The organism is Micromonospora parva (genome assembly GCF_000718515.1).
GTDB classification, from domain to species: Bacteria; Actinomycetota; Actinomycetes; order Mycobacteriales; family Micromonosporaceae; genus Micromonospora; species Micromonospora parva.
On record NZ_JNZS01000032.1, the window covers coordinates 1 to 19,933 of the forward strand.

Genomic DNA, 19,933 nt, shown 5'->3' on the forward strand with positions numbered 1-19,933 from the left:
CCTCCCCCAATAGCCCCCGCCCCGCCCTCGCCCTCGCCCTGGCCCTGGCCCCGTCGATCATGGAGTTGTGATGGGCGAAAGCTCCATGTGTGCCCCTTCTGCGAGGCAACAACTCCATGATCGACACAGGGTCAGACCGGGCGGCTCCGGCGATCTTGCGGTTTCGGTTGTCGGGATGCGTGGAATGCCCCTTGTGCCACCGCAGAAAGTGCAAGATCGCGGGGGTGAGGGTCAGGGGGCTTGTTCGGCGATCAGCTCGTCGTCGTCCATGGCGCCGGTGGGGTGGAAGCCCAGGGAGGTGTAGAGCGCCGCTGCTGGGGTGTTGTCCGGGTGGTACGAGAGGCGGACCGGGGGGTTTCCGTCCTGGGCCGCCAGCCAGGGCGCCAGGGTTTGCACGGTGGCCCGGCCGACGCCCCGGCCCTGCTCCGCCGCGTCGATCAGCATCCCGCCGATCCAGTGCGAGCCGTCGTCGTCCACACCCCACATGACGTGGCCGACGACGGTCTCGTCGGCGTACACGGCCAGGGAGTTCCACACGTCGGAGCGCATGCTGAGCAGCAGGTAGCGGGCACCCAGCGCGGCCACGAACCGGCGCTGGTCGTCGCGCGGGGCGACGTCGGCCACCGCCCGCCAGTTGTCGTCGTCGACCGGCCGGAGTGTGACCCGCCGACCGAGCCGATCCAGGTGTGCGTTATCGATCATCGGCGGATGCTACCCGGCCCGGACAGAGAGATCTTGGACAGTTTCCGTCACGGGAGAACGGAAACTGTCCAAGATCTGCGGTCAGTCGAGCAGGGCGTCCAGGCCGACGGTGAGGCCGGGGCGGTTGCGCACCGCGCGGACGGCCAGCAGCACGCCCGGCATGAACGACACCCGGTCGTACGAGTCGTGTCGGATGGTCAGCGTCTCGCCGATGCCGCCGAACAGCACCTCCTGGTGGGCGACCAGGCCGGTGGCGCGCACCGCGTGGACGCGTACCCCGTCGATGTCGGCGCCGCGCGCACCCGGCACCTCGTCCTTGGTGGCGTCCGGCACCGGGCCGAGGCCGGCCTCGGCGCGGGCCCGGGCGATCTGCCGGGCGGTGTGGGTGGCGGTGCCGCTCGGGGCGTCCAGCTTGCGCGGGTGGTGCTGCTCGATGATCTCGACGGACTCGAAGTGTCGGGCGGCGCGGGCGGCGAACTGCATCATCAGCACCGCGCCGATGCCGAAGTTCGGGGCGATGACCACACCCACCTCGGGCCGGTCGGCCAGCCAGCCGCGCACCTGCTCCAACCGCTGCTCGGTGAAGCCGGTCGTGCCGACCACCGCGCTGATGCCCTGCTCGACGCACCACCGGAGGTTGTCCATCACGACGTCCGGCGTGGTGAAGTCGACGACCACCTCGGCGGCGGAGACGGCCGAACGACTGTCGCCCTGGTCGATCGACGCCGTCAGGGTGAGGTCGTCGGCGGCGTCGACGGCCTTGCAGACCTCGATGCCCATCCGGCCGCGCGCGCCGAACACGCCGACCCGAATCTTCTCCTGCTCGTCAGTCACGGGGCACAACCTATCCCAATCGGGACGTGCCCCAGTCGTCGGATCCGGGCGGCTCCACCGACCGGGACGCGCCCCGGACCGGGCCGCGACAGCCCTCAGACCGCGAAGTCGCCAGCGCCGAACGGGCCCACCACTGCCAACGACATCGGGCGGCTGAGCAACTCGGCGGCGAGGACGTTGACGTCCTCCACGCTGACCTCGTCGACCCGGCGGAGCAGCTCGTCGACGGGCATCAGGTCGCCGTAGAGCAGCTCACCCTTCGCCAGCCGGCTCATCCGGGAACCGGTGTCCTCCAGGCCGAGCACGAACGAGCCCTTGCTCATCCCCTTGCCCCGGGCCACCTCGGCCTCGGTCAACCCGTCGGCGGCCACCCGGGCCAACTCGGCGCGGGTCAGGGCCAGCACCTCGTCCACCTTGCCCGGCGCGCAGCCGGCGTAGACGGCGAACAGGCCGCTGTCGGCGTACTGGCTGGCGTAGGAGTAGACCGAGTAGGCCAGGCCGCGCTGCTCGCGGATCTCCTGGAACAGGCGGCTGGACATGCCGCCACCGAGCACGTTGTTGAGCACCCCGAGGGCGAACCGGCGATCGTCGAGCCGGTCGATGCCGGGGCAGCCGAGGATGACGTGCGCCTGCTCGGTCTCCTTCGGCTCCACCACCGTGGTCACCGGCCTGGTGCGTACCGCCGGGGTCGCCGCGCGGTGCGGTGCCGGGCTGGCCGGGTCGCTGTCCAGCGGGGTGCCGCGCACCGCCTGACGGACCAGCTTGACCACCGCCGCGTGGTCGAGATTGCCGGCGGCGGCGATGACGATCTGCGGCGCTGTGTAACGCCCCCGGTAGAAGTTCTGGATCTGCCGGCGGGTCATCGGGGTGACGGTCTCCGCGGTGCCGGAGATGAGCCGGCCCAGCGGGTGGTCGCCGTAGACGGCCTGGACGAAGAGGTCGTGCACCTCGTCGCCCGGCTCGTCGTCGTGCATGGCGATCTCTTCCAGGATCACGCCGCGCTCGGTCTCGACGTCGGCCGGCTCCAACAACGAGTCGGCGACCAGGTCGCACATCACGTCGATCGCCAGCGGCAGGTCCTCGTCCAGCACCCGCGCGTAGTAGCAGGTGTATTCCTTCGTGGTGAAGGCGTTGGTCTCACCGCCCACCGCTTCGATCTGCGAGGAGATCTCCAGTGCGGTGCGCTTGTGGGTGCCCTTGAAGAGCAGGTGCTCCAGGAAGTGCGCGGCACCCGCCTGCGGGCCGGTCTCGTCGCGCGAGCCGACCGCCACCCAGATGCCGAACGAGACGCTGCGCATCGCCGGAATCGCCTCGGTGAGGACGCGCAGGCCGCTGGGCAGCACGGTACGTCGTACCGTGCCGCCCAGCGGGTCGTCGCTGAGCGTCCGGGTCACCGCGCGGGCGGTGCCGCCGGAACGGCCCGCCCCGGTGCCCCGAGACGCAGCCACCCCCCGTCGATCCGGTGGAAACGGCGCGCTGAAGGCCCGACTCACGTGGTGCTCCCGGTTCGACGAGGGGTGGGTGATGCGAGGTACGACGATCAGCTGTGCCGGGTCCGGCGGCGCGGACGCTCGCCGCCCTCGCCACCCTCGCCGCCGTTACCGCCCTCGCCGCCGCGCTCCGGGCCACGCCCGCCACGGTCGCCGCCGCGCTCACGGTCACCGCGGTCACGCGGAGCCCGGTCGCCGCGGTCCCGACCAGCCGGCCGGTCGCCAGCGGCGGCCTCACCGGCGGCCGGAGCCTCGGTGCCCTCCGGGCGGACCTTGTCCAGGTAGATCTTGCCGCGGGCGTCGATGTCCGCGATCTCGACCTCGACCCGGTCACCGACGTTGAGGAAGTCCTCGACCCGCTCGACCCGCTTGCCGTCGCCCACCTTGGAGATGTGCAGCAGGCCGTCGCGGCCCGGCAGGAGCGAGATGAACGCGCCGAACGCGGCGGTCTTGACCACCGTGCCGAGGAACCGCTCGCCCTGCTTCGGGAGCGTCGGGTTGGCGATGCCGTTGATCCGGTCGACGGCCGCCTGGGCCGACGGGCCGTTGGTGGCACCGACGTAGATCGTGCCGTCGTCCTCGATGGAGATCTCGGCGCCGGTCTCGTCCTGGATCGCGTTGATGGTCTGCCCCTTCGGGCCGATCACCATGCCGATCTTGTCGACCGGGATCTTGACGGTGGTGACCCGCGGCGCGTAGTCGGACATCTCGGCCGGAGCCTCGATCGCCGCCTTCATGACCCCGAGGATGACCTGCCGGGCCTCGTTCGCCTGCTGAAGCGCGGCGGCGAGCACGTCCGACGGGATGCCGTTGAGCTTGGTGTCGAGCTGCAGCGCGGTGACGAACTCCGGGGTGCCGGCGACCTTGAAGTCCATGTCACCGAACGCGTCCTCGGCACCGAGGATGTCGGTCAGCGTCACGTACTGGGTCTTGCCGTCCACCTCGTCGGAGATGAGGCCCATCGCGATGCCGGCGACCGGCGCCTTCAACGGGACACCGGCGGAGAGCAGGCCCAGCGTCGAGGCGCAGACCGAACCCATCGAGGTGGAGCCGTTGGAGCCGAGCGCCTCGGAGACCTGCCGGATGGCGTACGGGAACTCCTCGCGCGACGGCAGCACCGGGATCAGCGCCCGCTCAGCGAGGGCGCCGTGGCCGATCTCCCGACGCTTCGGCGAGCCGACCCGGCCGGTCTCACCGGTCGAGTACGGCGGGAAGTTGTAGTTGTGCATGTAGCGCTTGCGGTTCTCCGGGGAGAGCGTGTCCACCATCTGCTCCATCCGGAGCATGTTCAGCGTGGTGACACCCAGGATCTGGGTCTCGCCCCGCTCGAACAGCGCCGAACCGTGCACCCGGGGCAGCACCCCGACCTCGGCGGTCAGCGCCCGGATGTCGCGCGGGCCACGCCCGTCCATGCGGACCTGCTCGCGCAGCACGCGGTTGCGCACCTCGGACTTGGTCAGCGAGCGGAAGGCAGCGCTGAGCTCCTTCTCCCGACCCTCGAAGCGAGCGCCCAGCTCCTCGGCGACGCGGGCCTTGACCCGGTCCAGGGCTTCCTCACGGTCGGCCTTGCCGGCGATGGTGATCGCCTCGGCCACGTCGGCGCGGGCCAGCTCGGCCACGGCGTCGTACACGTCGTCCTGGTAGTCCAGGAAGACCGGGAACTCGGTGACCGGCTTGGCGGCGACCTCGGCCAGCTCGCTCTGCGCGCGGCACAGCTCACGGATCGCCGGTTTGGCGGCCTCCAGGCCGCTGGCGACGATCTCCTCGGTCGGGGCGGTGGCACCGGCCGAGATGAGGGCGACGGCGTTCGGGGTGGCCTCGGCCTCGACCATCATGATCGCGACGTCGCCGTCGTCGAGCGTGCGGCCGGCCACGACCATGTCGAAGGTGGCGCGGGCCAGCTCCTCCAGGGTCGGGAAGGCGACCCACTGGCCGTCGATGTGGGCGACACGGGTCGCCCCGATCGGGCCGGAGAACGGCAGGCCGGAGAGCTTGGTCGACATCGAGGCGGCGTTGATCGCCACGACGTCGTACGGGTGCTGCGGGTCGAGCGCGAGGACGGTCTCGACGACCTGGACCTCGTTGCGCAGGCCCTTGACGAAGGACGGGCGCAGCGGCCGGTCGATCAGCCGGCAGGTGAGGATGGCGTCCTCGCTGGGCCGACCCTCACGGCGGAAGAACGAGCCGGGGATGCGGCCCGCGGCGTACATCCGCTCCTCGACGTCGACGGTCAGCGGGAAGAAGTCGAACTGCTCCTTCGGGTGCTTACCGGCGGTCGTGGCGGAGAGAACCACCGTCTCGCCCAGCTGGGCGATGACGGAACCGGCGGCCTGGCGAGCCAGCCGACCGGTGGAGAAGGTGATCTCACGGGTACCGAAGGACCCGTTGTCGATCACGGCGGTGCGGGATTCGGTGCCGAGTTTGGTCTCGGTCATGTGCTGTCGTGCTCCTTCGCGTCGTGGGCCCACGACATCGGGGAGCTGCTCAGCCGGCCGGTCTTCGATCGAAGCGCCCGGGTGGTCGGCATGATGCCGGGTTCCCGGGGGCCACTACCGGAGACCGGTACGCTGACCGGCTCCCTCTCGGGTGGTCGCGCGGCCCGTGTTTCTTCAGGTGGGACGCGGCACGGGGGAGCGGCCGTCCGGCCACTCCCCCGTCACGTCACCGGCGCAGACCGAGCCGCTCGATGAGCGACCGGTAGCGGGCAATGTCCTTCTTCTGGACGTAGTTGAGCAACCGACGGCGCCGGCCGACCAGCAGCAGCAGCCCACGGCGGCTGTGGTGGTCGTGCTTGTGCACCTTCAGGTGCTCGGTCAGCTCCGCGATCCGCTTGGTGAGGACCGCGACCTGAACCTCCGGCGAACCGGTGTCGCCCTCGGCGGTCGCGTACTCCGCGCGGATGCTGGCCTTGGCTTCCTGATCGAGCGCCATGTTCTCCCTGTTTCGATGGGTTGATCAAGTGGGTGTCCGTCGTCCCGATGGACCGGGAACGGACCGGTACCTCGCACCCGCGGCGTCGAGCAGGCACGCGAGGCCCCACGCCGGTCACCCGACGTCCCGGCAAGACTACCAGCACTCGCCGGTAACACCCGGCGAAGGGCCTCGGTGGCGGCCCGTCACGCCACGACGGTCAGGCCAACGCGCGCCTGGTGCGCTCGACGTCCTGGTTCATCTGGGCGATCAACGGCTCGATCGAGTCGTACCGGACCTGACCACGCAGGTGCGCCACGAAGTCCAGGGCCAGCCGCTCGCCGTACAGGTCGCCGGAGAAGTCCAGCGCGTACGCCTCCACCCGCCGCTCCCGGCCGGAGAAGGTGGGGTTGGTGCCCACCGAGACCGCCGCGAGCAGCGGTTCACGCTGACCGCGCCGGATCAGCCGGGCCGCGTACACCCCGTCGGCGGGCACCGCCGCGTACCGGTGGCAGAGCAGGTTGGCGGTGGGGAAGCCCAGCTCCCGGCCCCGCTGGTCGCCGCGGACCACGACCCCCTCCAGGCGGTGTGGGCGGCCCAGCGCGGCGGCCGCCGCGCCCACGTCGCCAGCGTCGACGCAGGACCGGATGTACGTGGAGGAGAAGACGGTGCCGTCCTCGGCGACCAGCGGGCCGCCCTCCACGCCGAAGCCGAACGTCCGACCCAACTGCTCCAGCAACGCGACGTCGCCGGCCGCCCGGTGCCCGAAGCGGAAGTTGCTGCCGACCACCACCAGCGCCGCGTGCAGGTGCTCGACCAGGACGTCGTGCACGAACTGTTCGGCCGGCACCCGGGAGAACTCCGGGGTGAACGGCACCACGCAGAGCACGTCCACGCCGAGCGCCTCGATCAGCTCGGCCTTGCGGGCCGGCTCGGTGAGCACCGCCGGGTGCGAACCGGGGCGGACCACCTCGGCCGGGTGCGGGTCGAAGGTGACCACCACCGACTGCACGCCCAGCTCGCGGGCCCGGGCCACGGTGTGCCCGATGGTCGCCTGGTGCCCCTTGTGCACGCCGTCGAAGACGCCGATGGTGACCACCGAGCGTCCCCACCCGCCGGGCGCCGCGTCGTAGCCCCGCCACCGCTGCATGCCGTTCCTCTCTGCTGTCCCGCCGCCGGCGGGTCGACACCGCCGGCTGCCGGCCGACGGACCTGCGCCCACGGTCAGGCCGGGGCGAGCACGATCTCCGCCCGAGCCCGGCCGTCCCGCTCGCTGACGATAGCGATCAAGCCGCCGGCCGGCCCGAACACGGCGTACGGCCCGGTGAGGCCGGCCGGGTCCAGTGGCCCACCGTGGGCGAGCACCCGGGCCTCGTCGGGCGTGGCCTCCCGGCGCGCGAAGAACCGGTCGGCCGCCGCGTCCAGGGGCAGGTTCACCACGTCCGGGGCGCGCTGCTCCAACTCGTCGAGGGTGGCCGCCTCGGCGAGGGTGAAGCCACCCACCGCGGTGCGCCGCAACGCCGTGAGGTGCCCACCGACGCCGAGCGTCAGGCCCGCGTCCCGGGCGATGGCCCGGATGTACGTGCCGGAGGAACAGGTCACGTCCACGTCCACGTCCACCACGTCCGGTTCGGTGCGGCGGATCGCCAGCACCGCCAGCCGGGAGATGGTGACCCGCCGCGCCGGCAGCTCGACGCTCTCCCCGTCGCGGACCCGCTTGTACGCCCGCTGCCCGTCGATCTTGATGGCGCTGACCGCGCTCGGCACCTGGTCCACCTCACCGCTGAGCCCGGCCAGCGCCGAGCGGATCGCGTCGTCGGTGACGTGGCCGGCCGGCACGGTGGCGGTCACGTCGCCCTCGGCGTCGTCGGTGACGGTGGTCTGGCCGAGCCGGATGGTGCCGGTGTAGCTCTTGCCCGCGCCGATCACGTACGTCAGCAACCGGGTGGCCCGGCCGACACCGATCACCAGCACCCCGGTGGCCATCGGGTCGAGGGTGCCGCCGTGCCCGACCCGTCGGGTCCTGGCCAGTCGGCGGATCCGCGCCACCACGTCGTGCGACGTCATGCCGCCGGGCTTGTCGACCACGATCAGACCATCGGTGCTCACGTCGGCCAAGCCTGCCAGATGACCGCTGTCGGAGAGTGCGTGGGCGGGCCCCCGGGTGACCCGGACGACCGGCGGGGTGCTCAGCGGACCGCGCCGGTCACCGCCCAGCCGCCGTTGCGCAGCCGCAGCAGCAGGGCGACCAGCCGGATCACCACGAACACCGTGAGCCCGGCCCAGATGCCGCCCAGCCCGAGATCGAGCGCGTACGCCAGCCAGATGGCCGGCAGGAAGCCGCCGAGCGCCGCCACGATGGTGAGATTGCGCAGGTAACGCACGTCGCCCGCGCCGATCAGCACGCCGTCGAGGGCGAACACCACCCCGGCCAGCGGCAGCATGACGACGAACCACGGCCAGGCGACGGCGGCCTGCTCGCGTACCCCCGGATCGGAGCTGAACCACGACGGCACGATGCCGGCGCCGGCGGCGATGAGCAGCGCGAAGCCCACGCCGCAGACGCCGCCGAGCAGCCCGATCCGGCGGGCGAGCGCCCGCGCCCCCGCGTCGTCGCCGGCGCCGAGCGCGGCGCCGACCAGGGACTGTGCGGCGATGGCGAGGGCGTCGAGCACCAGCGCGGTGAAGAACCAGAGTTGCAGGGCGATCTGGTGGGCACCGACGGCGGCGGCGCCGAACCGGGCGGCGACGGCGGTCGCGGACAGGAAGCTGGCCTGGAACGCCAGCCCACGGATCAGCAGGTCGCGGCTGAGCACCAGCTGCTGGCGGATCACCCGGGGCCGGGGTCGCAGCGACACCCGCTCAGCGACCAGGGCGGCGGCGAAGAGCACCCCGCAGAGCGTCTGCGCGACGACGTTGGCCACCGCCGAGCCGACCAGGCCCAGCCCGCCGGGGTAGACCAGCAGCGGGCAGAGCAGCGCGGAGAGCAGGTTGGGGCCGAGCACGAAGACCAACGGGCGGCGAGTGTCCTGCACGCCGCGCAGCCAGCCGTTGCCGGCGGCGGCGAGCAGCAGGCCGGGGGCGCCGAGGGCCGCGATCCGCAGCCACTGCGCGGCGGCGTCGGCCACCTCGCCACCACCACCGACGAGGGTACGTGCGAGCGCGCCACCGCCGAACTGCATGCCGACCGCGATCAGCAGACCGACACCGAACGCCAGCCAGGACGACTGGACGCCTTCGGAGACGGCGGCCGCCCGGTCACCCGCGCCGAACCGGCGGGCCGCGCGCCCGGTGGTGCCGTACGCGACCACGGTGCCGACCCAGGCGGTCAGCGTCATGACCGTGCCACCGACGGCGAGCGCGGCGAGCGGCACCCGGCCGAGGTGACCGACCACTGCCGTGTCGACCAGCACGTACAGCGGCTCGGCGGCGAGCACCACGAGGGCCGGCAGGGCCAGCGCGGCGATCCGGCGCGGCGAGGCGGGTCGGTGGGCGGTGGGGGCGGTCTGACTCATCGCCGCCGATCCTGGCACGACGACAGTAAGGATCGCAATCCCGCCCAGGGCTTACCCGGTCGCCGGTCGGCCGGGTGCGGTCGGGCCGGCCGGGGCGAGTAACTGGGGTCAGAGGCTTTGGAGCTGATGTCGCAGACGAATCAGGTCGTGACGTCGCAGACAAAGCGGGTGGTCACGCCGCAGACAACTCAGGCCGTGACGTCGCAGACGAAGCAGGCTGTGACATCCAGGCGAGGCGGGCCGTGACGTCGCAGACAGGGCAGGTCCTGCGATGTCGTAGACGATTCAGCTCCAAAGGCGCACCAAGAGGCGTCGGATCCTCCCCGGCCGTGTCGGCAGAGGGGATCACCACTGGTGCGGTCGACTCACTGACGGGTGTCCATCGACGTCTGCAGCGCGCGGCGGGCCTGCTCACGGGCGTCGTCGGTGGTGGTCTCGGGCTTGGGCTTGTTCGGCATGGTGGCGCTCCTCTTCCAGGGCGGGAGCCGCCGGCACGCGGCGGCCCTCACGGGCGATCGTGCTGAGCGCCCCACGGCGGTCCGGGGTTACCGGAGCAGCCGGCTGGGCAACGTGAGCCCGGGTCGGTCGACCCTGGAGGGAGGCGGCACAGGGTGTGGCACCACCGCCCGTGACCTGCACCGCCAGGCGGCGCAGGCCCTCTCCCAAGTTATCGTTCAGGTCCACATACTGCTTACGGTTCCCGCCATCTGGACACGCGACAACCCGGCTCAGCGGGCCAGAAAGTGCCAGCCCAGCCACCACCAGAACCCGAACAGACCGATCCGGCCCACCGGCACCGAGCCGACCTCGTACCGCATCACGTACGCGCAGACCTCGCCCAACGTGGGGATGCGGGACCCCTCCCGGCGGGCCATCCACTCCACCACCGCGAAGAGGACCAGCGCGGTGAGGAACCCGCCGATCGCGATCGCCCGCATCATCGCCGCACCAGCCCCCAGAAGGCGGCCAACCAGGCGAACCAGGCTGCCGACCGGGTCAGATGATCTTCCAGGAGAGGGTCGGCCAGCCGGGAGAAGGTGGGGAAGTCATCGCCGGCAGCCATCACGAAGGTCACGCCCTCGAAGACCCCGAAGACCACCACCGGCACCGCCCACCAGACGGCCCCCGCGCCCAGCTGGCGCGGTGCGGGCCGGCGCGGCACCCGGTTGCTCAGACCGAGCCAGATCAGCACCCCACCCGTGCCGAGGGTGAACAGATTCGCCTCGGTGGAGAAGGACGCGAACCGGCCACCGACGAGCGACAGGCAGACGAGAACGGGAACGGAGACGGCGGGCCGGTCCCAGGCGCGGGGGGCCTCCACGGTGAGGTCGTGCGGCTGCTCCATCCCGCAATTCTTCCCGGTCACACGGAGGGCGGGAAGACCGACACTCCCCGGAGCTGACCCTGATCTTCCGGATCCGATCGACGAAGGTCGAAGTTCGGCCTCAGCCGATCAGTGCCGCGTCCAGCTGAGCACGGATCGACTCGACCACCTGCTCGACACTGCCCCGACCGGTGAACCCGGCCGCGAACGTGTGCCCACCACCGCCCAGGGCGACCGCGACCCGACTGACGTCCACCGCGCCCTTGCTGCGCATCGACACCGCCCACTCGGCGGGCCGGGTCTGCTTCACCACGCAGCTCACATCCGCCTCGGCGGTGCATCGCACCGAGTCGATCAACGCCTCCAGCACGTACGGCCGCTGGTCGTGCCGGGCCAGGTCGTCCAGCGTGGCGAAGGTCCAGACCAACCCCCGGCCGGCAGCGGCGGCCGGCTCCAGCCGGGCCCGACCGAGCACCTCGCCGAAGAGGCGAACCGCGCCGAAGGGCCGGGTGTCGAAGACCCGGCGGGAGATGTCACCGGGCGAGATGCCGGTCGCCAGCAACCGGGCAGCCATCTGATGCACCGCCGGCGTGGTCGCCTCGAACCGGAACGAGCCGGTGTCAGTGGTCAGCGCCGTGTAGAGGCACTCGGCGATGGCCGGATCGACCACCACCCCGAGCCGGGCCAGCAGCTGCTCGGCCACGACCGACGTGGCCGCCGCACTCGGGTCGACCAGGTTGACCGTGCCGAAACCGGGGTTCGAGGCATGGTGGTCGAGCACCAGCGCCGCACCCGCCGTCGACAACCGCCCGGCCAGGTCGCCGAGGCGCGACACGCTCGCCGCGTCGAAGCAGATCACCAGATCGGGCGCCGGGTCGGCGGCGTCTGCCGGGACCAGCAGATCCAGACCGGGCAGCCCACGGAACGGCTCCGGCACCTCCGGCGGCCCGGGGAAGGTCGCCTGGACGTCGCGTACGCCGAACTGCCGCAGACCCAGACCGAAGCCGAGCATGCTGCCCAGCGCGTCGCCGTCCGGGTTGACGTGGCAGATCAGCAGCGTACGGCCGGTCGGCGGGAGAGCCCGCAGCAACGCCTCGGCCGCGGCCCAGTCCGCCTCGGCGGGGCCGAGCCCGGTAGCCCCGGCGAGCGGGGCGTCGGCGGTGCTGGTCACCGCGTTTCCCCACCCCGCGGGGAATCCTTGACGTCGGTGGCCTCGTCGGCCTCTTCCGTCTCGTCGGCCTCGTCCGTGTCGTCGTCCACCCGGTACGGCTGGGCTTCGCCCGCGTACTTCGCCTGGGCGGCGAGCCGCTGCACCTCGGCATCGGCGTTACGGGCGGCGGCGAGCAGGTCGTCGATGTGCTTGACCTGGTCCTGCACGTCGTCGAGGACGAAGGTGAGGGTCGGCGAGTGGCGCAGCCCGAGCGCCTTGCCGACAGTGCTGCGCAGCATCCCCTTGGCGCTCTCCAGCGCCGCGGCGGTGTCCGACTGGGCCACCGAGTCACCGAGCACGGTGTAGAAGACCGTCGCGTCGCGCAGGTCAGCGGTAATCCGGGCGTCGGTGATGGTGATCATCCCGAGCCGCGGGTCCTTGATCTGGCTCCGCACCACCGACGCGACCAGCTCACGCACCCGTTCCGCGTGCCGGCGTACCTTGGCCGGATCAGACATCTCGCCACCTCCACGGCGTCCTGCTCCCGGTCGACCCGGCGGCCCGGAGGCCGCCGGCCGACCGGCCAACATCTCGAACACTACCTTCGCGGCCGCGCCGGTCGCCCGGCACAGCCGGCACCATGGTCAGTCGTCGTCCGCCCCGTAGAGCCGGCGACGGACCGACAGCAACTCGACCTCGGGGCGCGCGGCCACCAGGCGCTCACAGGAGTCCAGCACCTCACGGACGTGCGTCGTCTCGGCGGCCACCACGGCCACCGCGAGCTGCGCTCGACCATGCAGGTCCAGCGCGCCCACCTCGGCGGCCGACACCTCGAAACGGCGCAGCGCCGCCACGATCGGCCGTACATATGATCTCTTGGCTTTGAGCGACCTGGAGTCGCCTGGCAGCAGCAGGTCGAAGACCGCGGTTCCGGTGAACATCGCCCCGGACGATACCGCCAACCCGCCCCGCATGATCAAGGGGTTTACGCCGGTCGGCGTAAACCCCTTGATCAGCGTGTCACTGCCGGATCAGGCGCGAACCTTCTCCCGCATCTCGAAGGTCTCGATGACGTCGCCGACCTGGACGTTGTTGTAACCACCCAGGGTCAGACCGCACTCGAAGCCCTCGCGGACCTCGGTGGCGTCGTCCTTGAACCGCTTGAGCGAGGTGATCGTGAGGTTGTCCGCCACGACCGTCCCGTCCCGAAGCAGTCGAGCCTTCGCGTTGCGTCGGATGACGCCCGACCGGACGATGCAACCGGAGATGTTGCCGATCTTGGACGAGCGGAAGACATCGCGGATCTCCGCGGTGCCCAGCTCGGCCTCCTCGTACTCCGGCTTGAGCAGGCCCTTGAGCGCTGCCTCGATCTCCTCGATGGCCTGGTAGATGACGGTGTAGTACCGGATCTCCACGCCCTCGCGGTCGGCCATCTCACGGACCTTGTTCGAGGCCCGCACGTTGAAGCCGATGATCGTGACCGGCTCGGACGAGGCGCTCGCGAGCATGACGTTGCTCTCGGTGATCGCGCCGACGCCCCGGTCGAGGACCTTGAGCTGAACCTCCTCGGGGATGTCGAGGTTGAACAGCGCGTCCTCCAGGGCCTCCACCGAACCGGAGACATCGCCCTTGAGGATGAGGTTGAGCGAGGTCTTCTCGCCCTCCTTGAGCTGCTCCATGAGCGTCTCGAGGGTGGCCCGACCACGGGAGTTGGCGAATGCCGCCGCCCGCCGCCGTGCCTGTCGCTGCTCGGCGATCTGCCGCACCGTGCGGTCGTCCGCCGCGGCGAGGAACGTGTCACCCGCACCGGGCGGCGCGGTCAGACCCAGCACCATGACCGGACGCGCCGGCCCAGCCTCGGAGAGCTGGTTGCCGTTCTCGTCGAGCATGGCCCGGACCCGGCCGTGCGCCCCACCGGCGACGATCGAGTCGCCCGCCCGCAGGGTGCCCTTCTGCACCAGCACCGTCGCCACCGCACCGCGGCCCTTGTCCAGGTGCGCCTCGATGGCCACACCCTGCGCCGGCCCGTCGATCGGAGCGGTCAGCTCCAGCGACGCGTCGGCGGTCAGCAGGACGGCCTCGAGCAGCTCCTCGATGCCGATGCCGGGCTTGGCGGCCACGTTGACGAACATGGTCTCGCCGCCGTACTCCTCGGCGACCAGGCCGTACTCGGTCAGCTGCTGGCGGACCTTGTCCGGGTTGGCCTCCGGCTTGTCGACCTTGTTGACCGCGACCACGATCGGCACGTCGGCCGCCTTGGCGTGGTTCAACGCCTCGATGGTCTGCGGCATCACGCCGTCGTCGGCCGCGACGACCAGGATCACGATGTCCGTCACCTGGGCACCACGGGCACGCATGGCGGTGAACGCCTCGTGACCCGGGGTGTCGATGAAGGTCACCGCGCGGTCCACACCATCGTGCGGAACGTGCACCTGGTAGGCACCGATGTGCTGGGTGATGCCACCCGCCTCACCGGCCACGACGTTCGCCTTGCGGATGGCGTCGAGCAGCTTGGTCTTACCGTGGTCGACGTGACCCATGACGGTCACCACCGGCGCGCGGCTGACCAGACGCTCCTCGGCCACCTCCGCGTCGAGGTCGATGTTGAACTGCGCGAGCAGCTCGCGGTCCTCGTCCTCCGGGCTGACGATCTGGATGTCGAAGCCCAGGTGCTCACCCAGCAGCTGCAGGGTGTCGTCAGAACAGGACTGGGTCGCGGTGACCATCTCGCCCAGGTTGAACATCTCCTGGACCAGCGAACCCGGGTTGGCGTTGATCTTGTCGGCGAAGTCCGACAGCGAGGCGCCACGGGAGAGCCGGACGACCTGACCCTGACCCCGGGGAGCACCCGAGCTCATGGTCGGAGCCGACAGGTTGTCGAACTCCTGTCTGCGCTGCTTCTTGGACTTACGACCGCGCGTCGGCCGGCCACCCGGACGCCCGAAGGCACCCGCGGCACCGCCGCCACGGCCACGACCACCGGCACCCGGACGACCGCCGCCGCCAGCCGGAGCACCCGGACGGAAACCGCCACCGGGAGCACCGCCGCCGCCACCGGGACCGCCACGGTAGCCACCGCCACCGCCGGCACCCGCGCCGCCACCAGGGCCGCCGCGGTAACCGCCACCGCCACCGGCGCCACCGCCGGGACCGCCACGGAAGCCGCCGCCACCGCCACCGGGACGGCCTGCGCCGCCGCCGGGACGACCAGCCCCACCGGGACCGGGGCGACCGGCAGCCGGACGCTGGCTCGGCATGGACGCCGGGCTGGGCCGCGGCGGCATGGAGTTCGGGCTCGGCCGCGGCGGCATGCCCGCCGGGCTGTTGGGCCGAGGGCCACCCGCACCGGCGGCCGGGGGCCGCTGCTGCTGGCCACCCTGGATGCCGAACGGGTTGTTACCGGCACCGCGCGCCGGCGGGCGACCGCCCGGCCGGGCACCCGGACCGGGAGCCGGCGCGCTCGGACGAGCTGCCGGCGAACCGGGACGGGGCGGCATCGCCGCGGGACCCGGCCGAGGGCCGGGACGGTTACCGCTGCCACCGTCCGCCGGGGGCTCCCGGCGAACCGGGTTCTCCCGCTGCTGCTGGCGGGCGGCCTGCGCGGCCTTGACCGCGGCCTCCTGCTCAGCCTTCAGCGCGGCGGCACGCGCCTCCGCGGCCGCCACCTCGATGTCGTGGGCACTCGCCGGCTTGGCGACCGGAGTCGCCGACTGCGGCGCACCGGGCACCGGACCCTTGGGCTTCGGACCGGGTGCCGGCGCGGCCGGCCGCCGAGGCGGCATCGGCTTGGCCGAGACCCGGGGCGCGCCCGGGGTCGGGGTTGGCGTCGGGGTCGGGGCTGAAGCCGGCGTCGACGCGGGCGCCGACGGGGCGGCCGGTGCCGGGGCACCGGCGGACGCGACGAATGCGTTACGCAGCCGCCGGGCGACGGGCGCCTCGACGGTGCTGGACGCGGACTTCACGAACTCGCCCATTTCCTTCAACTTGGCGAGAACGGTCTTACTCTCGACCCCGAGCTCTTTTGCAAGCTCGTGTACGCGGGCCTTGCCTGCCACTGCACTCCTCACTCCGAGGTCGTGCGGGCAGCACCCGCAGCGACCTCACTCGTGCACTTGAAGCCTGGTCATTTCAGGGACTTCATCGTGTGCTCATGTCGGTCGTCCTACCCTGCTAGCGACCCTCGCCCGGTCGGGCTGACCGGACGTAGTGGTTGGCGCATCGACGTGCTCTGCCAGCACACCGTGGTCAAGGACCTCGGTGCTGCGCAGCGCACGCCCGAAGGCGCGGCGCCGCACCGCCAGCGCGAAGCAGGCCGGATCCGGGTGCATGTTCGCTCCCCGACCCGGCAGCCTGCGGAGCGGATCAGGCCGGAGGCTGTGACCAGCCTCGTCCCTGACCGCGACGATCCGCAGCAATTCGCTGGCCGGCGCACGTTGCCGGCAACCCACACAGGTGCGCTCCGGCTGCGCGCGTCGTACCACTGGAGGAAGTCTACCCCTAGCTACCCGAGATCGCGCCGCCCGGCTCCCGCACGTGATCAGTTACCCCACGCGCGGCGGGCGGGGACTGCTCCGCATCGGAGCGGATGTCGATCCGCCAACCGGTCAATCGGGCCGCGAGTCGGGCATTCTGCCCCTCCCGACCGATCGCGAGCGAGAGCTGGAAGTCGGGAACTGTCACCCGGGCGGCCCGACCGGCCAGGTCGACCACCTCGACCCGCAACGCCTTGGCCGGCGACAGCGCGTTGCCGACGAAGGTGGCCGGGTCGTCCGACCAGTCGATAATGTCGATCTTTTCGCCGTGCAGCTCACTCATCACGGCCCGCACCCGCTGACCCATCGGGCCGATACAGGCGCCCTTGGCGTTCACGCCAGGGGTGGTGGAGCGGACGGCGATCTTCGTGCGATGGCCCGCCTCACGGGCGATCGCGCCGATCTCCACGGTGCCGTCGGCGATCTCCGGGACCTCCAGGGCGAACAGCTTCTTGACCAGCGCCGGGTGCGACCGGGACAGGGTGATCTGCGGCCCGCGCATGCCCTTGGCGACGTGCACCACGACGCAGCGGACCCGCTCGCCGTGCGCGTACCGCTCACCGGGCACCTGCTCGGACTGCGGCAGCACGCCCTCCAGCTTGCCGAGGTCGACGCTGACGATGCCCTTCTCGGTACGCGTCTCGTGCGCCTGCACCACACCGGTCACCAGGTCACCCTCGCGGCCCACGTACTCACCGAAGTGCACCTCGTCGGTGGCCTCCCGCAACCGCTGCAGGATCACCTGCTTGGCGGTCATGGCGGCGATCCGGCCGAAGTCGTGCGGGGTGTCGTCCCACTCGCGTACCAGGCTGCCGTCGGAGTCCATCTCCTGCGCGTACACCAGGGCGGCGCCCGACTTGCGGTCGATCTCCACCCGGGCGTGCGGTTCGGCCCCGTCGGTGTGCCGGTAGGCGGTCAGCAACGCGGTCTCGATCGCCGCGAGAATCGTGTCGAACGGGATCTCCCGCTCGCGCTCGAGTGCGCGCAGCGCCGCGAGGTCGATGTTCACCTCTCCTCGTCCTCCACATCATCTTCGTCGTCGATGTCGTCTGAATCGTCGATCTCGTCGGAATCGTCCGCGTCGTCGATCTCGTCGTCCGGCTCGCCGAGTTCGGCGAGCCGGGTGAACTCGACCTGTACGCGGCCGGGGCCCAGCTGGGCGTACGCCCAGGCGGCACGGCCGCCGTCGGTCTCCAGGTGCACGCCCTCGTCGTCGGCAGCGACCACCCGGCCGGTCACCTGACGGTCACCGGCGGGCTGTTCGCCACGCTGGCCGGGCAGCGTGGCCGCGCCCCGGACGGTGACCTTGACCAGTCGGCCCACGTTGCGCCGCCAGTGGCGGGGCAGGGTGAGCGGCCGGTCCACACCGGGCGAGCTGACTTCCAGCTGGTACTCGCCGGAGACGATGTCGCCACCGGTCTCCTCGGCGGCGTCCAGCGCGGCCGAGACCGCGCGGGAGACGTCCGCGACGGCGTCCAGGTCGATCCCGCCGTCGGTGTCCACCAGCACCCGCACCACATGTCGGCGGCCGGCCCGGGAGACCGACAGGTCCTCAAGGTCGTAGCCGGCGTCGTTGACCACCGGTTCGATCACGGCCCGCAGTCGGGTCCGCCGCGCGGCGAGGTCACCGCCGCGGGGACCCGCGGTGTCGCGGGGTCGACCCGTCGGCCTGGTGGCACGGCCACGCTGCGTCATCTCCGCACCTCTCCCTGGTCGACGGGGACCGGAAGTCCCGCCATGCCGGCACGCCACCGGAGTGGACACGCCGGTGGTTGCGCAGAGCGTAACGCGCCTGCCCGGCGGCGGACCGGGCGGCGCACCGACGCCGGTGCCCCCTGGACGGGCACGCATGGTGTTGACTTGGCCGGTGGGGATCGGCAGAACGACACAGCGCGACCAAACATCCGGACATTCCCGGCGAAAGCTCCTGGGCGCCGGGGTGCTGCTGGTGCTCGGTGGCACCGTGACGCCGCTGACCGGCTGTGATCTTTTCGACCGTGACGATGAGCCGACGCCACCGCCCGACCCGCTGCGGCCGATGGTGGACGAGTCACTCGCGCTGGCCGCCGCGTACCGGGCGAGCGCGACAGCGCATCCCGAGCTGGCCGACCGGCTCAACCCGATCGCCGAGACGCACACCGCGCACGCCACCGAGCTGGCCCGGGTGATCGGCGTGACGCTGCCGTCGGCGGCCTCCGCCGCCCCGAGCACCGCCCCGGCGGCCGACCCGAACGGCGCGCGGGCCGCCCTGCGGGCGCTGGAGAAGACCGCCCAGCAGTCCGCCACCGCGGCCTGCGCGGCGGCGCCCGCGGAACGGGCCGCACTGCTCGGGTCGATCGTCGCCGCCCGGGCCACCCACCAGGAGGCACTGAAGTGAGGCAGCCGTCCGCCGGGGAGGCGCTCGCCTCCGCACTGTCCGCCGAGTACGCGGCCATCTACGCCTACGGACGGATCGGCGTCCGGCTCAGCGGAGCGGCGCGGGACGCGGCACGCCAGGCGGAGGCGGCGCACCGCCGCCGACGCGACGCGCTGGTGGTGCAGCTCACCACGGCCGGTGGCGTCGTCCCGCCGGACCGCGCCGGTTACGCGCTGCCGTTCCCCGTCACCGACCGGGCCAGCGCCCTGCGGCTCGCCGCCGAGGTGGAGGAGCGCACCGCCGCGCACTGGCGGGCCGCCCTGGCGTCCACCACCGGCGCCGATCGGGACCAGGCACTGGCCGCCCTGGTCGAGTACGCCGTGCGGGCCACCCGGTGGCGGAAGACGGCCGGGCTGACCCCGCTGACTGTCCCGTTTCCCGGACGACCGACCTGAACCGGTCCGCTCCGGTTGCAGTACGCATACCAGGTATGCATACTCCGTTGCCATGTCCATCCGTCACGGGTTGCTCGCCCTGCTCGAACGCGGCCAGATGTACGGCTACCAGCTGCGCGCCGCGTTCGAGGAGTCGACCGGCTCGACCTGGCCGCTGAACATCGGGCAGGTCTACACCACGCTGTCCCGGCTGGAGCGGGACGGTCTGGTACGCCCGCTGCCGGAGAGCGAGGCCGGGCAGCGCCCGTACGAGATCACCGACGCCGGCCGCGCGGACCTGGCGCTGTGGTTCGCCACCCCGATCAGCCGCACCGACCGACCCCGCGACGAGCTGGCGATCAAGCTGGCGTTGGCGCTGACCACGCCCGGGGTCGACGTCCGCTCGGTGGTGCAGGCCCAGCGCAGCGCGACGATGCGGGCCCTGCAGGAGTTGACCCGGTTGAAGTACGGCAGCAACCGGCCGGAGGACCTCCCCTGGCGCCTCGTACTGGACTCGATGGTGTTCCAGGCCGAGGCCGAGGTGCGCTGGCTGGACCACTGCGAGACCAGTCTGGTCCGGCACCAGCCCAGCGGCCCGGCGCCTCCCGCTCCCCCGCCCGGTGACGCCGACGCGCGGGACGCTGCTCGATGGGCCGGCGAGGAGGCACGACGGTGAGCGGGGCACG

The 19,933-nt window shown here is 72.0% G+C and carries 20 protein-coding genes; 3 read left to right on the top strand and 17 right to left on the bottom strand.

Going from position 1 to position 19,933, the window contains the following annotated elements:
* Nucleotides 1-231: 231 nt before the first annotated feature.
* The 17 genes from IF22_RS0129455 to rimP form a co-directional block, all read right to left on the bottom strand.
* The gene (locus tag IF22_RS0129455) at nucleotides 232-702 is read right to left on the bottom strand and encodes a GNAT family N-acetyltransferase (RefSeq protein WP_030337589.1); all 471 of its coding nucleotides are present in this window, start codon (nucleotides 700-702) and stop codon (nucleotides 232-234) included.
* Between the two features lie 81 nt (nucleotides 703-783).
* On the bottom strand, nucleotides 784-1,536 hold the full coding sequence (dapB, locus tag IF22_RS0129460; protein ID WP_030337591.1) for a 4-hydroxy-tetrahydrodipicolinate reductase: 753 nt from the start codon (nucleotides 1,534-1,536) through the stop codon (nucleotides 784-786).
* Between the two features lie 95 nt (nucleotides 1,537-1,631).
* Nucleotides 1,632-3,029, bottom strand: a complete 1,398-nt coding sequence (locus IF22_RS0129465; RefSeq protein ID WP_030337592.1) for a M16 family metallopeptidase — start codon at nucleotides 3,027-3,029, stop codon at nucleotides 1,632-1,634.
* A 47-nt stretch (nucleotides 3,030-3,076) separates the two neighbouring features.
* On the bottom strand, nucleotides 3,077-5,461 hold the full coding sequence (locus tag IF22_RS0129470; protein ID WP_030337593.1) for a polyribonucleotide nucleotidyltransferase: 2,385 nt from the start codon (nucleotides 5,459-5,461) through the stop codon (nucleotides 3,077-3,079).
* A 226-nt stretch (nucleotides 5,462-5,687) separates the two neighbouring features.
* Nucleotides 5,688-5,957: a 30S ribosomal protein S15 gene (gene rpsO, locus IF22_RS0129475; protein WP_030337594.1), complete on the bottom strand. Its 270-nt coding sequence runs from the start codon at nucleotides 5,955-5,957 to the stop codon at nucleotides 5,688-5,690.
* A gap of 199 nt (nucleotides 5,958-6,156) precedes the next feature.
* A complete protein-coding gene (locus IF22_RS0129480; RefSeq protein ID WP_030337595.1) occupies nucleotides 6,157-7,086 on the bottom strand; it encodes a bifunctional riboflavin kinase/FAD synthetase in 930 nt (309 codons plus the stop codon).
* Between the two features lie 74 nt (nucleotides 7,087-7,160).
* On the bottom strand, nucleotides 7,161-8,063 hold the full coding sequence (truB, locus tag IF22_RS0129485) for a tRNA pseudouridine(55) synthase TruB (RefSeq protein WP_030337596.1): 903 nt from the start codon (nucleotides 8,061-8,063) through the stop codon (nucleotides 7,161-7,163).
* A 62-nt stretch (nucleotides 8,064-8,125) separates the two neighbouring features.
* Nucleotides 8,126-9,451: an MATE family efflux transporter gene (locus IF22_RS0129490; RefSeq protein WP_030337597.1), complete on the bottom strand. Its 1,326-nt coding sequence runs from the start codon at nucleotides 9,449-9,451 to the stop codon at nucleotides 8,126-8,128.
* A 728-nt stretch (nucleotides 9,452-10,179) separates the two neighbouring features.
* Entirely contained in the window at nucleotides 10,180-10,389 is a 210-nt protein-coding gene (locus IF22_RS0129500; protein WP_030337599.1) for a DUF6186 family protein, read from the bottom strand.
* Nucleotides 10,389-10,796, bottom strand: coding sequence for a hypothetical protein (locus tag IF22_RS0129505; RefSeq protein WP_030337600.1), 408 nt, complete (start codon nucleotides 10,794-10,796; stop codon nucleotides 10,389-10,391). Before IF22_RS0129505 ends, IF22_RS0129500 begins: the two co-directional genes overlap by 1 nt.
* Nucleotides 10,797-10,896: 100 nt before the next feature.
* On the bottom strand, nucleotides 10,897-11,946 hold the full coding sequence (locus tag IF22_RS0129510; protein ID WP_030337601.1) for a DHH family phosphoesterase: 1,050 nt from the start codon (nucleotides 11,944-11,946) through the stop codon (nucleotides 10,897-10,899).
* Nucleotides 11,943-12,443, bottom strand: coding sequence for a 30S ribosome-binding factor RbfA (rbfA, locus tag IF22_RS0129515; protein ID WP_030337603.1), 501 nt, complete (start codon nucleotides 12,441-12,443; stop codon nucleotides 11,943-11,945). The genes IF22_RS0129510 and rbfA overlap by 4 nt, the downstream gene beginning before the upstream one ends.
* Before the next feature lie 126 nt (nucleotides 12,444-12,569).
* The gene (locus IF22_RS0129520) at nucleotides 12,570-12,866 is read right to left on the bottom strand and encodes a DUF503 domain-containing protein (RefSeq protein WP_030337604.1); all 297 of its coding nucleotides are present in this window, start codon (nucleotides 12,864-12,866) and stop codon (nucleotides 12,570-12,572) included.
* Nucleotides 12,867-12,956: 90 nt separating this feature from the next.
* A complete protein-coding gene (infB, locus tag IF22_RS0129525) occupies nucleotides 12,957-15,980 on the bottom strand; it encodes a translation initiation factor IF-2 (protein ID WP_030337605.1) in 3,024 nt (1,007 codons plus the stop codon).
* 93 nt (nucleotides 15,981-16,073) lie between these two features.
* The gene (locus tag IF22_RS34740) at nucleotides 16,074-16,406 is read right to left on the bottom strand and encodes a YlxR family protein (RefSeq protein ID WP_081884157.1); all 333 of its coding nucleotides are present in this window, start codon (nucleotides 16,404-16,406) and stop codon (nucleotides 16,074-16,076) included.
* A 16-nt stretch (nucleotides 16,407-16,422) separates the two neighbouring features.
* On the bottom strand, nucleotides 16,423-17,466 hold the full coding sequence (gene nusA, locus IF22_RS0129530; RefSeq protein ID WP_030337606.1) for a transcription termination factor NusA: 1,044 nt from the start codon (nucleotides 17,464-17,466) through the stop codon (nucleotides 16,423-16,425).
* A complete protein-coding gene (gene rimP, locus IF22_RS0129535; RefSeq protein WP_030337608.1) occupies nucleotides 17,463-18,152 on the bottom strand; it encodes a ribosome maturation factor RimP in 690 nt (229 codons plus the stop codon). The genes nusA and rimP overlap by 4 nt, the downstream gene beginning before the upstream one ends.
* Nucleotides 18,153-18,306: 154 nt before the next feature.
* Between rimP and IF22_RS0129540 the strand changes: the two genes are divergently transcribed.
* From IF22_RS0129540 to IF22_RS0129550, 3 genes are read left to right on the top strand one after another with little or no spacing between them, the layout of a single operon-like run.
* Nucleotides 18,307-18,834 (top strand): hypothetical protein, encoded by a 528-nt coding sequence (locus IF22_RS0129540; RefSeq protein ID WP_245233766.1) that lies wholly within the window; start codon nucleotides 18,307-18,309, stop codon nucleotides 18,832-18,834.
* Entirely contained in the window at nucleotides 18,831-19,268 is a 438-nt protein-coding gene (locus tag IF22_RS0129545; protein WP_030337610.1) for a ferritin-like domain-containing protein, read from the top strand. Before IF22_RS0129540 ends, IF22_RS0129545 begins: the two co-directional genes overlap by 4 nt.
* A gap of 52 nt (nucleotides 19,269-19,320) precedes the next feature.
* On the top strand, nucleotides 19,321-19,923 hold the full coding sequence (locus tag IF22_RS0129550) for a PadR family transcriptional regulator (protein WP_030337611.1): 603 nt from the start codon (nucleotides 19,321-19,323) through the stop codon (nucleotides 19,921-19,923).
* The last annotated feature ends 10 nt before the right edge of the window (nucleotides 19,924-19,933 follow it).